Origin of the sequence: Rhodanobacter sp. IGA1.0 (assembly GCF_040208325.1) — a bacterium.
In the GTDB taxonomy this organism is placed as follows: domain Bacteria; phylum Pseudomonadota; class Gammaproteobacteria; order Xanthomonadales; family Rhodanobacteraceae; genus Rhodanobacter; species Rhodanobacter spathiphylli.
Genome location: NZ_CP157948.1, coordinates 270,457 through 283,816, shown reverse-complemented (window position 1 = coordinate 283,816; position 13,360 = coordinate 270,457). Strand labels below are relative to the sequence as shown.

Annotated in this window: 10 protein-coding genes; 4 read left to right on the top strand and 6 right to left on the bottom strand. The window is 68.9% G+C overall.

Annotation, left to right across the window (positions count from 1 at the left end; genetic code table 11):
* Positions 1 to 35 precede the first annotated feature (35 nt).
* The 6 genes from purD to ABNK63_RS01210 all read right to left on the bottom strand — a co-directional run bounded on the left by purD (position 36) and on the right by ABNK63_RS01210 (position 8,482).
* A complete protein-coding gene (gene purD / locus ABNK63_RS01235) occupies positions 36 to 1,319 on the bottom strand; it encodes a phosphoribosylamine--glycine ligase (protein WP_007808663.1) in 1,284 nt (427 codons plus the stop codon).
* Between the two features lie 80 nt (positions 1,320 to 1,399).
* Positions 1,400 to 2,773, bottom strand: a complete 1,374-nt coding sequence (locus tag ABNK63_RS01230) for an AMP-binding protein (protein ID WP_350016461.1) — start codon at positions 2,771 to 2,773, stop codon at positions 1,400 to 1,402.
* Positions 2,774 to 2,906: 133 nt separating this feature from the next.
* Entirely contained in the window at positions 2,907 to 3,479 is a 573-nt protein-coding gene (locus tag ABNK63_RS01225) for a Sua5/YciO/YrdC/YwlC family protein (protein ID WP_007808661.1), read from the bottom strand.
* Entirely contained in the window at positions 3,480 to 5,993 is a 2,514-nt protein-coding gene (locus ABNK63_RS01220) for a DNA topoisomerase I (RefSeq protein WP_350016460.1), read from the bottom strand. It abuts the gene before it with no gap.
* A gap of 121 nt (positions 5,994 to 6,114) precedes the next feature.
* Positions 6,115 to 7,281 (bottom strand): DNA-processing protein DprA, encoded by a 1,167-nt coding sequence (gene dprA / locus ABNK63_RS01215; RefSeq protein ID WP_350016459.1) that lies wholly within the window; start codon positions 7,279 to 7,281, stop codon positions 6,115 to 6,117.
* A gap of 79 nt (positions 7,282 to 7,360) precedes the next feature.
* Positions 7,361 to 8,482 carry a LysM domain-containing protein gene (locus tag ABNK63_RS01210; protein WP_007808658.1) on the bottom strand — a complete coding sequence of 374 codons (1,122 nt, stop codon included), beginning with the start codon at positions 8,480 to 8,482 and terminating at the stop codon, positions 7,361 to 7,363.
* Positions 8,483 to 8,671: 189 nt separating this feature from the next.
* Between ABNK63_RS01210 and def the strand changes: the two genes are divergently transcribed.
* The 4 genes from def (at position 8,672) to ABNK63_RS01190 (ending at position 13,234) form a co-directional block, all read left to right on the top strand.
* The gene (gene def / locus ABNK63_RS01205) at positions 8,672 to 9,181 is read left to right on the top strand and encodes a peptide deformylase (protein WP_350016458.1); all 510 of its coding nucleotides are present in this window, start codon (positions 8,672 to 8,674) and stop codon (positions 9,179 to 9,181) included.
* A 26-nt stretch (positions 9,182 to 9,207) separates the two neighbouring features.
* The gene (gene fmt / locus ABNK63_RS01200) at positions 9,208 to 10,134 is read left to right on the top strand and encodes a methionyl-tRNA formyltransferase (protein WP_157582224.1); all 927 of its coding nucleotides are present in this window, start codon (positions 9,208 to 9,210) and stop codon (positions 10,132 to 10,134) included.
* Positions 10,131 to 11,432 (top strand): 16S rRNA (cytosine(967)-C(5))-methyltransferase RsmB, encoded by a 1,302-nt coding sequence (gene rsmB, locus ABNK63_RS01195; RefSeq protein WP_350016457.1) that lies wholly within the window; start codon positions 10,131 to 10,133, stop codon positions 11,430 to 11,432. Before fmt ends, rsmB begins: the two co-directional genes overlap by 4 nt.
* Before the next feature lie 80 nt (positions 11,433 to 11,512).
* Positions 11,513 to 13,234, top strand: a complete 1,722-nt coding sequence (locus ABNK63_RS01190; RefSeq protein ID WP_350016456.1) for a glycosyltransferase family 39 protein — start codon at positions 11,513 to 11,515, stop codon at positions 13,232 to 13,234.
* The last annotated feature ends 126 nt before the right edge of the window (positions 13,235 to 13,360 follow it).

Here is a 13,360-nt window from a genome sequence, read left to right as displayed (position 1 = left end):
ATGGCCTACCATGCGCCGGCGTACTGGCTGCAGGATCACTCGCGGTGCAGCGCCCGATGGGCAATGTCACGGCGGCAGAACGCGCCGTCATAGCGGATCCGGCTGACCGCGGCATAGGCGCTTTCGCGAGCCGCGCCGATGTCCTTGCCCAGCGCGCACACGGTCAGCACGCGGCCGCCGGCGCTGACCACGCGCCCGGCATCATCGAGCCGCGTGCCGGCATGGAACACTTTCACGTCGCCGCCTTCGGGCGCGTCCAGTCCGCTGATCGCGTCACCCAGGCGCACCCTACCCGGATAGCCACCGGCGGCCATCACCACGCCGATCGCGGGGCGTGCATCCCAGCGCGCCGTGGTGGTGGACAGGCGGCCATCCAGCGCCGCGTCGATCAGGTCGACCAGGTCGGACTTCAGCCGCAGCATGATCGGCTGGGTTTCCGGATCGCCGAAGCGCACGTTGAACTCGATCACCTTCGGCGCGCCGGACTTGTCGATCATCAGGCCGGCGTAGAGGAAGCCGATGAACGGTGCGCCCTCGATCGCCATGCCGCGCAGGGTCGGCTCGATCACTTCCTTCAGGATGCGCTGCTCGACTTCCGGCGTGACCACCGGCGCGGGCGAGTACGCGCCCATGCCGCCAGTGTTGGGCCCGAGGTCACCTTCGTCGCGGCGCTTGTGGTCCTGGCTGGAGGCCATCGGCAAGGCATGACTGCCGTCGCTCATCACGATGTAGCTGGCTTCCTCGCCGTCCAGGAACTCCTCGATCACCACCCGCGCCGAGGCGTCGCCGAAGCTGTGCGCGCCGAGCATGTCGTGCAGCGCCAGTTCGGCATCGGCCAGGGTCAGCGCCACCACCACGCCCTTGCCTGCGGCCAGACCGTCGGCCTTGATCACGATCGGCGCGCCCTGCTTGCGCACGTAGGCAAGCGCGGGAGCCAGTTCGGTGAACACCGCGTAGTGCGCGGTGGGAATGTTGTGCCGCTGCAGGAAATCCTTGGCGAACGCCTTGGAGCCTTCCAGCTGCGCGGCGATCGCGCGCGGGCCGAAGATGCGCAGGCCGGCGGCGCGAAACTTGTCGACCACACCGGCGACCAGCGGCACCTCGGGGCCGACCACGGTCAGGCCGATCTTCTCGCGCCTAGCCAGCTGCAGCAGTCCGTCGATGTCGTTCATCGCCACATCGGCGTTGCGCACGCCCGGCTCGCGCGCCGTGCCGGCATTGCCGGGGGCCACGATCACCTCGTCGACCTGCGCCGACTGCCGCAGCTTCCACGCCAGCGCGTGTTCGCGCCCGCCACTGCCGATCACCAGAACCTTCATGCCTGCACTCCCGCACGCCACACGACGCAGCGGCGCATTGTAACGGCTGCGGCGGGATCGCCGTGAGGCATGGATGGCGTTCAGTCGCGGGCTTGCAGGAGATCCAGCAGGGCGGCTCGCGGCAACTTGCCGGTCTCGTTGCGCGGCAGCGCGTCGACCCGCTTCAGTGGGCGCGGCAGGAACAGCGGGTCGATGGCCCGGCGCAGGGCATCGAGGATGACCTGTTCGTCCAGTCCGGGCGCGACCACCAGGGCGGCGATCCGGTGCACGCCGAGCGCATCGCCGTCGCCATGCTGGAACACCACGCCGTCGCGCACGCCGGGGATCGCCAGCAGGCGACGGGTGAGGTCGGCCAGCGAGGCACGCTTGCCGGCGATTTCCAGCATGTCCGCATGCCGACCGCACAGGCGGAAGCGACGACCGCCGCCGGACAGGCTGACGATGTCGGCCAGGGTGACCGGCGCGCCGAGCTGGGGCGCCTCGATCGCGGTGCCATCGGGCTGCGGGTGCAGGATCACGTCGTCATACAGCGACCAGTCCTCGTCCACGGTGGGGCGGCGGCTGGCGAACACGCAGGTTTCGGTGGAGCCGAACACCTCCAGCAGTGGCGCGTCGAAGCGCTGCTCGGCCGCCCGTGCCAACTCGATCGGCAAGGGCGCGGTGGCCGACACCATCGCCGCGATCGGCGGCAGGCCGATGCCCGATTCGATCAGCGCACGCAGGTGCACCGGCGTGGTCACCAGCACCCGCGGTTGCGGCACCGTGGCCAGCGCCGCCGCGACATCGCCGGGAAAGAACGGACGGCCGGTGTGCACACCCACATTGCCCAGCAGGGGCAGCAACACCGACATCTCCATCCCGTACATGTGCTGTGGCGGCACCGTGGCGACCACTTCGAAGCGGTCGCCGACGGTGGCATGCAACCGCGCCAGGTTGCCCGCGTTGCTGGCGTGGAAACTGCCCCAGGTCTTCCGGTTCGCCCCGGGCACGCCGGTGGAGCCGGAGGTGTAGCCGATCGCCACCACCTGATCGGCGGGAATCGCGGGCCAGCCGGCCTCGACCTGGGCAGGCGGCAGCGCGTCGAACGACGGCAGCTGGCGATAGTTCGGCGGCGGCGGATCGAGCCGCTGCTCGCCCAGGGCATGACATCCCGGATGGGCCCGCATCACCTCGTCCACCGCCTGCGACGCGCGCGAGGAAGGCAGCAGGTTGGTCTGGCCGCGCAACACCACCGCGCAGAACGCCACCAGGAAGGCGTAACGGTCCTCGCACAGGTTCACCGCGGCCGTCGCGTCGGGCAGGAAGGCCGCCACCGCCCGGACATCGGCCAGGAAATGCGCCGCGCTGATCGCCTGGCCATGCCGCCAGGCCACCACCCGGGCCGGATCGGCGGCCACCAGCAGGGGAAGCAACGGCGAAAGCTCGCGCTGGCGCGGGTCGTGGACGATAACCAAACTGCTGTCTCCCTGATCTTCGATACGTTGCGCCCGCGAGCATCGCGCGGCCATGTGAACAGCGACGTGAACGCGGTCGCGCAGATCCGCGACGGTTCGACCCGACCTGCCTGGCATGCGCTCCCCCGCACGCTCAGCCGCGGATGATAGCGCCCGACAGCACGTCGCGAATCACCGTTGGGCTGAGCTGGCCGCCCAGCGGGGCTTCCAGCACGCCGTCCAGCGCGTCGCCAAAATAGCCCGCCACCTGCGCGGCCCCCCGCGCCGGCGGCTGGCCGTGGGGATTGGCGCTGGTCGACACCAGCGCACCGCCGTAGGCGCGGCACAGCGCCGCTGCCGGTTCGTGCGCGGTCACCCGCAGCGCGATGCCGGCATGGTTGCCAGCCACCCAGTCGGGGACTTCGGCCGAACGCGGGAAGATCCAGGTGTACGGCCCCGGCCAGCTGGCCAGCACTTGCTGCAACATCGCCTGCGGCACGGAGGCCCGGTCGATGTAGCGCTCCACCTGGCCGAAGTCCGCCGCAATCAGCAGCACGCCCTGGGTCGGCGGGCGCTGCTTCAGCGCAAACAATCGCTCGAACGCGACCCGGTCATGCGGATCGCAGCCGAGGCCGAAGACCGCCTCGGTCGGATATGCCAGCACGCCGCCGCCGTGCAGCAGCGCGGCGGCGGCATCCAGGTCGGCGAGCGTGAAACGCTGCAGCACTCAGGCCTCGGCGCCATCGCCGGCGGTCTTCTTCGCGACCGTCTTTTTCGTGGCGGTTTTCTTCGTCGCGGTCTTCGTGGTCGCGGCTTTCCTGCTCGCAGTCTTCTTCACCGCCGCCTTCTTCGCCGCCGTTTTCTTCACCGCCGTTTTCTTGGCCGGAGCCGCCTTTTTCGCGGCCGCCTTCTTGCTCGCGGTCTTCTTGCCGAAGCGGCCCTTGCGCACCGGCGCCGCGGCCAGCAGCTCAAGGCACTGGGCTTCGGTCAGTTCCTTCGGCTCCTGCTCCTTGGGAATGCGCGCGTTCTTCTCGCCGTCGGTGATGTAGGCGCCGTAGCGGCCGTTCAGCACCTGCACGCCGTTGCCGAAATCGAGGATCAGCCGGTTCGCCAGCATTTCCAGCTTTTCCTGGACGATCTGCAGCGCGCGGGGCAGCTCGATGGTGTACGGGTCGTCCTCGGGCTTCAGCGAGGCATAGGTGCTGCCCTGCTTCACGAACGGCCCGAAGCGGCCGATCGCCACGCTGACCTCGTCGCCGTTTTCCGCCTGGCCCAGCTTGCGCGGCAACTTGAACAGCTCCAGCGCCTCGGCCAGCTCGATGGTGTGCATGCTCTGGCCGGGACGCAGCGAGGCGAACTGCAATTTCTCCTCGCTGTCCTTGTCGCCAATGGCGGCATACGGCCCGAACCGGCCCAGTCGCACGAACACCGGCTTGCCGGTCTTCGGATCGGTGCCCAGTTCGCGCGCGCCGGTGGCCTCGCTGCGGTCGACCGACTCGGCCTTCTCGTCGACCTGCTGCTTGAACGGCTTCCAGAAGCGCTCCATCAGCGGCACCCAGGCTTCCTCGCCACGACTGACCGCATCGAGCTCGTCCTCGAGCTTGGCGGTGAAGTCGTAGTCGACGTACTGGGTGAAATGCTGGGTGAGGAACTTGCTGACCGCGCGACCCACGTCGCTGGGCTTGAAGCGGCGGCTGTCCAGGTACACGTACTCGCGGTTCTGCAACACCTGGATGATGCTGGCGTAGGTCGACGGACGGCCGATGCCGTGTTCTTCCAGGGCCTTGACCAGGCTCGCCTCGGAGTAGCGCGGCGGCGGCTCGGTGAAGTGCTGGTCGGCGACGATCTCGTGCAACGGCACGGCCTCGCCTTTCTCCAGCCGGGGCAGGCGACGGCCTTCGTCGTCGTCATCGGCGTTCTTCTGGTCGCGGCCTTCCTCGTAGACCGCGAGGAAGCCGGGATCGACCACCGTGGTGCCGGTCGAACGGAACGAGGCATCGCCGCCGGCGACGTCCGGCAGGGCGAACTCCACCGACACGGTGTTCAGGGTGGCGTGGATCATCTGGCAGGCGACGGTGCGCTTCCAGATCAGCTCGTACAGCTTGCGCTGGTCGTCGTTGAGGAACGCAGCCACCGACTTCGGCGTGTGCATCGCCGAGGTCGGGCGGATCGCCTCATGGGCTTCCTGCGCGTTCTTCGACTTGGTCTTGTAGACCTGCGGCGCATCCGGCAATGCGTGGCCGCCGAAGTCGCGGGCGATCAGCTGGCGCAGTTCGGCCATCGCGTCGTCACCGAGCATGGTCGAGTCGGTACGCATGTAGGTGATCAGGCCGACGTTGCCCTCGCTGCCCAGCGCCACGCCCTCGTACAGGCCCTGCGCCACCTTCATCGTGCGGCTGGTGGTGAAGCCGAGCTTGCGCGCGGCTTCCTGCTGCAGGGTGGACGTGGTGAACGGAGCCGCCGGGCGACGCTTGCGCTCCTTCGAGCTGACCTCGCTGACGACGAGGCGACCACGGGCGGCCGCCTTCAGCGCCTCGCGGGCCGCATGCGCAGCGGTTTCGCTGGTCAGGTCGAACTGCTCGAACTTCTTGCCGTTGAGGCGCGACAGCCGCGCGCTGAAGTCGCCGTCGACATGCTTCAGCTGGGCCTCGACGGTCCAGTATTCGCGCGCCTTGAACGCCTCGATCTCCTCCTCGCGCTCGACGATCATGCGCAGCGCCGGCGACTGCACGCGGCCGGCGGACAGCCCGCGCTGCACCTTGCGCCACAGCACCGGTGACAGGTTGAAACCGACCAGGTAGTCCAGCGCGCGACGCGCCTGCTGGGCGTCGACCAGGTCGTGCGACAGCTGGCGCGGCGCGGCCACCGCCGCCTTGATCGCCTTCGGCGTGATCTCGGAGAACACCACCCGGTGCAACTGCTTGCCCTTGGTCAGGCCGCGCTCGCCGAGAATCTCGCTGATGTGCCAGCTGATCGCCTCGCCTTCGCGATCCAAGTCGGTCGCGAGGTAGATGTCGTCGGCCAGCTTGGCGGCCTTGGCGATCGCGTCGACGTGCTTCTGGTTGCGCTCGATCACCTCGTACGTCATCGCGAAGCCGTGCTCGGTGTCGACCGCGCCTTCCTTCGGCTTGAGGTCGCGCACATGACCGTAGGAGGCGAGGACCTGGAAATCCTTGCCGAGGTATTTGTTGATCGTCTTGGCCTTGGCCGGTGATTCGACGATGAGCAGGTTTTTTGCCATGAAGCGGGATATCCGAAAGTGAACCACCGGCGCTTCCGTGCCGGACATATATATAGTTGAAACCACGCGCCGCCGGCGGCTGTCAAGCCCGCCGCGCGGGGCCGAGCCACGCCGGCGAGGCTCAGCCGTCGGGCAGGCGCTGGTAGCGGTTGCCTGCCAGGCTCTCGACGCGTCGCTCCAGTTCCAGCATCAGCAGCATCGACGAAAGCGCGCCGGCAGACTGCCCGGTACGCTGCACAAGTTCGTCCAACGTCGCCGGTGCATGACCAAGTTCCGTCAAAAGCCGCCGATAATCCGGATCGCCACAAGTGCCGGAACGATCGATTCCCGAGGTTCCGACGGCTCGCGGATCAGCATCATCCGACCCCGCCGAGTCCAGCCGGGCAGCCAGCTGGCCGCCAAGCATGCGCGCTGCAGGCGCCAATGTCTCGACAATTTCCGTCGCCGTCTCGACCAGCCGGGCGCCGTCGCGGATCAACTGGTGGCATCCGCGGGCCAGCGGATCATGGATGGAACCGGGCAGCGCGAACACCTCGCGACCCTGCTCGGCCGCCAGGCGGGCGGTGATCAGCGAACCGGACTTCAACCCCGCCTCGACCACCAGGGTACCCAGCGCCAGCGCGGAAATGATCCGGTTGCGGCGGGGGAAGTGATCGGGGCGCGCCGCCGTGCCGGGCGGAAACTCGCTGACGATCGCGCCCTGGGCCGCGATCCGCCGGGCCAGCGCATGGTGCTTGCGGGGATAGACGCGATCAGGCCCGGTGCCGATCACCGCCACCGTCCTGGCGCCGGCATCGAGGGCCGCAGCATGGGCGGCGCCGTCGACACCGTCGGCCATGCCGCTGGTGATCGCGAAGCCGGCGTCGGCCAGCGCCGTGGCAAACGCCCGGGCATGAGCCAGCCCCTTGGCGCTGGCGCTGCGGGCTCCCACGATCGCCACCTGCGGATACAGCAACAGGTCGCTGTCGCCCACCACAAAAAGCGCGGCCGGCGGCTGCGGGATGTCGTCCAGCAGGGGCGGAAAGTCTGCGTCCGTGCAGCGCAACAGGCGATGGGCCGGCCCGGCCAGCCAGGCCATGTCCGCATCCAGCAGCGCGGCATCGGGCCGGGCCAGCCAGGCTTGCGCAGGCTCACCCAGTGAGGTGGCCTGGCGCTGCAACTGCGCCAGCGCGGCATGCATGTCTCCGCCGGCCGCATCCAGCCGGGCCCGCAGCCCGCCCGGCCCAAGCCCCGGCGTGCGCAGGGCGATCAGCCACGCGCGTTGTTCCTGCAGATCGTCCCTGGTCATGCGTCGAGTTTACGGAGCACCCGGCAAAGAAAACGGCGCGGTGGTAACCGCGCCGTCGTGTAGGAAGATGCCGCTGCGCTTATTGCGGCGCGGTCAACCGGCTGCCGATGCTCACCGGACGCAGGCCATCCATCACCAGACCGTAGCTGACCCGGTCGAAGGTGCGGAACACCATCACGTGGCCGACGTACTCGTCGGGCAGCTTGACGGTCTCGCCGAAACCGCGGTTCATGCTGTTGCTGGCCACATCGTCGTGGATCGTCTCGCCCGGCTGGAAGATCGTGAACGTGCTGCCGTTGTCGATTCCGTCGCGGGCACCCACCGACAGCATGATGACCTGGCGGGGGCCGGCGGCGGCCATCGCATCGGCAAAGCCGATCACCTTGGCATCGGCGGGCACCGACTTGGGCGCATGCGGGTAGTAGTAGGCGTCGTACGGCTTGTCGTCGATCGGCATGATGCGATCGCCGCTGCGCACTTCCTGGGTCGCGTTGAGCAGTAGCAGGGTGGCCGGATCGCCGGTGCGCAGCGTCTCGGCGGTGCCGATCACGCTGACTTCGACACCGAGGTCGTCACCCTTGCCGTAATGGCCGTCGTTGCGCGAATCCTCGCTCCACGGCGCCTTGACCATCGCCGCGTTGCTGTCCATGTCGTGGGCGACCAGGTCGGCGCTGGAGGCGTCATCCTGGTTGAAGCCGCGGAACACGTGGCTCGGCCGCACGATGGCCCAGCGCTGGCCGGGCTCGCCCTGCAGGCCGCGCACGTACAGGTTCTGGCCGACGGCACCACGCAAACGGGACTCTTCGAGGCCCACCACGTAAGGCGCGGAACTGACCGCATTCGAATCCATCACGCGCATTTCCTTGAGGAACATTTTCAGTTCGGACAGGGGAATGGCGGGAATTGCGTCGCCTTCGCGATGGACGCTGGGCTGCAGGCCCACGCGGGGTCCATTGATGAAGGACAGGTTCAGCACGTCGCCGGGATAGATCAGATGCGGGTTGCGCACCTGGGGGTTGGCCTGCCAGATCTCCGGCCACAGCCACGGCTTGGCGAGGAATTTGGCGGAGATTGCCCACAAGGTGTCGCCGCGGCGAACGGTGTAGCTGTCGGGGTGGTCGGCGCGAAGTTGCGCTCCCGCGGCATAGACCGCCACGGTGACCAGCATGCCCGTCAGCAACACGATAATTTTCTTGATCATTGGTGGGAATCCCCCTTCCCCAGATGCTCGGTCGAGTGTAACCGAATGGTTAACCCGCGCAACAGGTGCGAGTTGGCAAAAATCGTCTGCACTCGGATGCTTGCCGACGTACAATGAGACACATTCTAGATGGCTCCGAGGGTGGCTTTTTACCAAATCGCCCGCATTTTCGGCGCCGAGGTAAAAATCATGTCCGTCTTGTCCATTCTTGAATTCCCCGACCCGCGCCTGCGCACCCGCGCCGAACCGGTGACCGTGTTCGACGCGAAACTGAAGCAGTTCGTCGCCGACATGCTCGAAACCATGTACGCCGCCAACGGCGTCGGTCTTGCCGCCACCCAGGTCAACGTGCATCAGCGCGTGCTGGTGGCCGACATGAGCGACGAACGCAACCAGCCGCTGGTGCTGATCAACGCCCGCATCGTCGAGAAGGACGGCTCGCAGGTCTATCAGGAAGGCTGCCTGTCCTTCCCCGGCCTGTACGCCGACGTGACCCGCGCGCTGGCAGTCAGGGTGCAGGCCCAGGACGTGGACGGCAAGGACATCGTCATCGAGGCCGAAGGCCCGCTGGCCGTGTGCATCCAGCACGAGCTGGATCACCTGGAAGGCAAGGTGTTCGTCGACTACCTGTCACCGCTGAAACGCAGCCTGCTGCTGAAGCGGCTGGAGAAGCACCGCAAGCAGGCGGTCGGTGCTTGAGCGGCGCCGAGCCTGATCGTCGGGGTCTGCGCATCGTCTTCGCCGGAACACCCGACTTTTCCGTGCCCTGCCTTGAAGCCTGCCGCGACAGCGGCGCCGAGGTAGTGGCCGTCTATACGCAACCCGACCGTCCCGCGGGACGGGGCCGCAAGCTGACCCCCAGTCCGGTCAAGCAGGCCGCGCTGGCCGCCGGCATCCCGGTCGAACAGCCCGAGTCGCTGAAGTCCGCCGAGGTGCAGCAGGCGCTGGCGGCCTGGCGGCCGGACCTGCTGGTGGTGGTCGCCTACGGCCTGATCCTGCCGCGCAAGGTGCTGGCGATCCCGCGGCTCGGTTGCTGGAACGTGCACGCCAGCCTGCTGCCGCGCTGGCGTGGCGCGGCGCCGATCCAGCGCGCGATCCTGGCCGGCGACGCCGAGAGCGGCGTCGACCTGATGCGGATGGAAGCGGGCCTGGATACCGGCCCGGTGATGTTGCAACGGCGCACGCCGATCAGTCGCGACGACACCGGCGGCTCGCTGCATGACCGGCTGTCGCAGCTCGGTGCCGACGCGCTGGCCGAAGGCCTGCGCCGCACCCTGGCCGGCGAGATCCTGCCGGCCACGCCGCAGCCCGAAGCGGGCGTGACCTACGCGCACAAGCTGGACAAGGCCGAGGCGAAGCTCGACTTCAGCCGGCCCGCGATCGCCCTGGAACAACAGGTGCGGGCGTTCGACCCGTGGCCGGTGGCGGAAGGCGAGATCGCCGGCGAGACGCTGCGGGTATGGGCCGCGCAGGCGATCGCCCAGGATCATCAGGCGCCACCCGGCGAGGTGCTTGGCGCGGGGCGGCTGGGCATCGACCTGGCCTGCGGCACCGGCGCGCTGCGCATCACCGCCGTGCAACGCGCCGGCGGCAAGCGCATCGGGGCGGTCGATTATCTGAATGCCCGGCCCGAACTGCGGCGCCTGCCATGAAGGTCGACACCCGCGCACTGGCCGCCAGGGGACTGGCTGAAATCGCCCTGCGTGGCGCCTCGCTGCGCGAGGTCATGCAACGCGACGCGCCGAAGCTGGCCGATCCACGCGATCGCGCCCTGCTGATGGCGCTGCTCAGCGAGGGCGCGCGCTGGTGGCTGCGTTTCGACGCTGCCGTCGACGGCCTGCTGGAAAAATCGCTGCGGCACAAGGATCCGGCCGTGCATGCGCTGCTGGTGCTCGGCCTGGTCCAGCTGGAAATCCTGGAACTGCAGGACTACGCCGCGGTGGCCGCCACGGTCGAAGCCGTGCGGGCGCTGAAGCGGCCGCAACTGGCCGGCCTGGCCAACGCCGTGCTGCGCCGCTGGCAGCGCGAACGCAGCAGCCTGCTGGCCAGGCTCGACGCGAAGGCGCAGACCCGCCACGCCCATCCGCAGTGGCTGGCCGACGCATTGCAGCGTGACTGGCCCGCACAGGCCGAAGCCGTGATGGCCGCGGACAACGGCGAACCGCCGTTGATGCTGCGGGTCAACCGCCAGCGCAGCGAACGCGACGCGCTGATCGGCCAGTTGCGCGCGGCCGGCTACGAAGCGGCAGCGCATCCCTGGCTCACCGACGCACTGGTGCTGCCGCACAGCGGCGACGTCACCCGCATGCCCGGCTTCGAGGACGGCCATTTCGCCGTGCAGGACGGCGCCGCCCAGGTGGCCGCCGACCTCGCCGACCTGCGCGACGGCCTGCGCGTGCTCGATGCCTGCGCCGCGCCCGGCGGCAAGGCCTGCCATCTGCTCGAACGCGCCGACATCGACCTCACCGCGCTGGAATTCGACGCCCCGCGGGCCGAGCGCATCCGCCAGAACCTGATGCGGCTGCGCCTCGATGCGAAGCTGGTGATCGGCGACGCGGGCGCACCCAAAGCATGGTGGAAAGGCCAGCCGTTCGACCGCATCCTGATCGACGCGCCCTGCTCGGCCACCGGCGTGCTGCGCCGTCGCCCCGACGTGCGCCTGCACCGGCGCGAAAGCGACATCGCCGCGATGCACGCGCAGCAACGCCGCATCCTGTCCGCGCTGTGGCCGTTGCTGGCGCCGGGCGGGCGGCTGGTCTACATCACCTGCTCGGTGTTGCGTGCCGAGAACGAGGCGATCGTGGGCGAGCTGCTGGCGACCCGGGCTGACGCCGAGGTCGTGCCCTTCAGCCTGCCCGCCGGCCAGCCGGCCGCGACCGGCTGGCAGATCCTGCCCGGTGACGGCGACCTCGATGGCATGTATTACGCCGTGCTGCAGAAACGGCACTGAGATCGTGACTCACGCCGCCGCCGACATCGGCGCGTTATGCTTGCCGCGCCCCTCGCACTGCTGACGGATACCCCGACGTCATGAAGCCCCCCGTGCCCCTGTCGAGCGCGCGCCCGCTGTGGCTGCGCGATGCGCGCATCGAAATGCTGCTGTTCGGCGTATTCGCCCTGCTGTTGCTCGGCCTGGGGCTGGGCCTGCGCGATCCGTGGCCGTCGGACGAGCCGCGTTTCGCCCTGGTCGCCCGCTGGATGGTCGAGCACGGCCAGTGGCTGTTCCCGCACCGCGGTCACGAGCTCTATCCGGACAAGCCGCCGGTGTTCATGTGGCTGCAGGCGCTCGCCTACTTCCTTACCCGCAGCTGGCGCGTGGCCTTCCTGTTGCCGTCCCTGCTGGCGGCGCTGGGTGCACTGGCGCTGGTCTACGACCTGGCCCGACGGTTGTGGAACCACCGCAGCGCCCTGTTGGCCACGGCCACGCTGCTGGTCACGATCCACTTCACCTACCAGATGCGCAACGCGCAGATCGACCCGCTGCTGCTGGGCTGGATGACGCTGGCCAACTACGGCCTGTTGCGCCACCTCCTGCTGGGGCCGTCGTGGCGCTGGTTTGCAATCGGCTGCTTCTTTGCCGGCCTGGGCGTGGCGACCAAGGGCGTCGGCGTGCTGGCCCTGCTGATGCTGGTTCCCTACCTGATCGCCCGGCGCGGCCATTGGCGCGCACTGGCCCTGCCCGCGGGCGGCTGGCGCTGGGCCGGCGGACTGGCGCTGTTCCTGGTGCCGATCCTGGGCTGGCTGCTGCCGATGCTGCTGGTGGCCCGTGCCGACGGCGATCCGCAGCACGCCGAGTACGTGCAGAACATCCTGTTCGGGCAGACCGTGCATCGCTATGCCACGCCCACCGGACACATCCATTCGCCGTTCTATTTCCTCGGCATCATCGCGTTCGACTGGTTGCCCCTGTCGCTGCTGTTGCCATGGGCGCTGCCGGCCTGGTGGCGGCGACTGAAGCGGCGCGATGCGCGCTTGCTGTTGCCGCTGGGGTGGATCGTGCTGATCGTGCTGTTCTTCTCGTTCAGCCCGGGCAAGCGAGACGTCTACATCCTGCCGGCCCTGCCGATGATGGCGCTGGCACTGGCGCCGCTGCTGCCCGGCGTGCTGCGGCGACGCGGCGTGCGGCTCGCCGTGTTCGCACTGACCCTGCTGTTGTCCGCGACGCTCGCGGCGGCGGCCGCGCTGGCGATCCATCACCACCCGGCCTGGGCGGTGAAGATCGAGCAAAGCCTGGACGCGCGGATCTGGTGGCTGCTGCTGGCGATCGGCGTGGCCGGCCTGGTCATCGTGGCGCTCACCCGCGTACGCCACGCGCCGCTGGGCTGGCTGCTGTTCGCCGGCGTCCTGTGGGGGATCTACGGCCTGTGGGGATATCCGATGCTCAACGGCGACCGCTCCGCCCGCGACGTGATGCTGCAGGCACGTTCCATCGCCGGACCGCAGGCCGAGATCGGCCTGCTCGCCTGGAAGGAGCAGAACCTGCTGATGGCCGAGGGGCCGGTGGCCGAGTTCGGCTTTTTGAAGCCCTGGCCGCAGCAATACGTCGATGCCGTGGCCTGGCTGCGGCAGGATGCGTCGAGGCGCTGGATCTTCAGCCTCGACCAGGCAATGGGCGACTGCGTGGATCGCCAGCACGCGATCCATGTCGGCCACGCCAACCGCCGTGAATGGTGGATGTTCCGGGCTGACGCGGTGAAACCTGGCTGCGCGCCGACGGACAAGGGCGATCAGGGTGGCGACGAGCCGCCTTGAGGGGCGCAGGGTCCCATCCGGGCAGCACCCACCCCCGCACATCGCAGATGAACCCGAGCGTTACACCGTGGCCGGCCGACACGCGCATAGCGGCGGGCCACGGTTAGCATGGGCGCGCGGGGGGAG

Coding starts and splice junctions, on each gene's coding strand:
- ABNK63_RS01210 (WP_007808658.1), bottom strand. CDS start 8,482: ATGATCAAGAAAATTATCGTGTTGCTGACGGGCATGCTGGTCACCGTG.
- ABNK63_RS01190 (WP_350016456.1), top strand. CDS start 11,513: ATGAAGCCCCCCGTGCCCCTGTCGAGCGCGCGCCCGCTGTGGCTGCGC.
- dprA (WP_350016459.1), bottom strand. CDS start 7,281: ATGACCAGGGACGATCTGCAGGAACAACGCGCGTGGCTGATCGCCCTG.
- ABNK63_RS01220 (WP_350016460.1), bottom strand. CDS start 5,993: ATGGCAAAAAACCTGCTCATCGTCGAATCACCGGCCAAGGCCAAGACG.
- purD (WP_007808663.1), bottom strand. CDS start 1,319: ATGAAGGTTCTGGTGATCGGCAGTGGCGGGCGCGAACACGCGCTGGCG.
- rsmB (WP_350016457.1), top strand. CDS start 10,131: ATGAAGGTCGACACCCGCGCACTGGCCGCCAGGGGACTGGCTGAAATC.
- def (WP_350016458.1), top strand. CDS start 8,672: ATGTCCGTCTTGTCCATTCTTGAATTCCCCGACCCGCGCCTGCGCACC.